A 1,001-nucleotide genomic window follows, 5' to 3' on the forward strand; every position below is an offset into this window, starting at 1 on the left:
TGTCAGTCGATCAACCAACTGCTATCACCGTTTTCCAGTTCGCCATCGTGGTCGGTGGTGTCGCCGACACGGGCTACAGGTTGTCCGTTGATGGTCATGGAGGGCGCGCCGCTGGTAATCACGGCACCGCAACCGAGGTTGTCACCGACGCGGGCGACGGCGCGGCCGTTGACTTTGAAAGTCGGCGATCCACTGTCCACGGTGGTAGAGCCACACAAGGGGCAATCATGGTCGTGTCCGACCAGAACGACGGCAGGCATAGAGCCTCCTTAGCATCGAGTCAGTGAGCATTCCGCCGTCTTCACGGCGGAACGTGCCCGTTGGCGGTTAAGCCGGTTTACGCCAGTCATCCGACGCTTCGGTACCGGCCACCACATGGCTCCAGCTGACTTTGCGATAAGCCAGGCTGGTCTTGATCAGTTGGGTGTAGTTGGCGTTGCCGCTGTCCTGGGCGTGGGGCAGCACGGTGTCGATCTCGACGACGGTGGCGTCTTCCAGTTTGGTGGTGAAGAAGTGCTCCTGTTTGCCGTCCCCAGAGGTGCGGAACCACTTGACCTCGACGGTCGGCAGCATTTCGCCGGTGGCCAGCGCCTGGTAGAGCATGGGCGAGGCTTTGCTAAGGGCGCTGGTGAAGATCAGCGGCTTGTGCACGCGCTGGCCGGCGGGCTGACCGCTTTGCGGGTCGGTAGGCGTGGTGATCTGATGATCGATTGCCTGGGCGAGGATTTCATCCTCGTGGCCTTCGACATAAACGTTGCCCACCGAATCAGCGGTGAACGCGCCCTTGGTGATATGGCCCTGGTTTTGGCCGTGGATGCTGATGTAAGCGGGTGTTGGCATGACAAGCTCCTTGTCGCGATCAAATGAACGACCCATGAGGTCGTGGGTTTTGGCCAAAAAAGGCCATGGCTTTGCAGGCACTCGGGATGAGCACGCTGAAAATCGGTTACAGGTTGAGGATCCGCTCCAGAGAGGCGAGCACTTCCTGAGTGATGCTGTTC

General features: G+C 59.9%; 2 protein-coding genes. Both read right to left on the reverse strand.

Translation table 11 applies throughout. The features are described from left to right. Nucleotides 1-2: 2 nt before the first annotated feature. Nucleotides 3-260, reverse strand: a complete 258-nt coding sequence (locus AC07Y2_RS28710; RefSeq protein ID WP_074690629.1) for a PAAR domain-containing protein — start codon at nt 258-260, stop codon at nt 3-5. Between the two features lie 67 nt (nt 261-327). Next, complete coding sequence (locus tag AC07Y2_RS28715; RefSeq protein WP_039768332.1) at nt 328-840, reverse strand: Hcp family type VI secretion system effector; 513 nt, start codon at nt 838-840, stop codon at nt 328-330. Between the last annotated feature and the right edge of the window lie 161 nt (nt 841-1,001).

It is taken from the genome of Pseudomonas sp. GW456-12-1-14-TSB6, from assembly GCF_059424205.1.

Coding starts and splice junctions, on each gene's coding strand:
- AC07Y2_RS28715 (WP_039768332.1), bottom strand. CDS start 840: ATGCCAACACCCGCTTACATCAGCATCCACGGCCAAAACCAGGGCCAT.
- AC07Y2_RS28710 (WP_074690629.1), bottom strand. CDS start 260: ATGCCTGCCGTCGTTCTGGTCGGACACGACCATGATTGCCCCTTGTGT.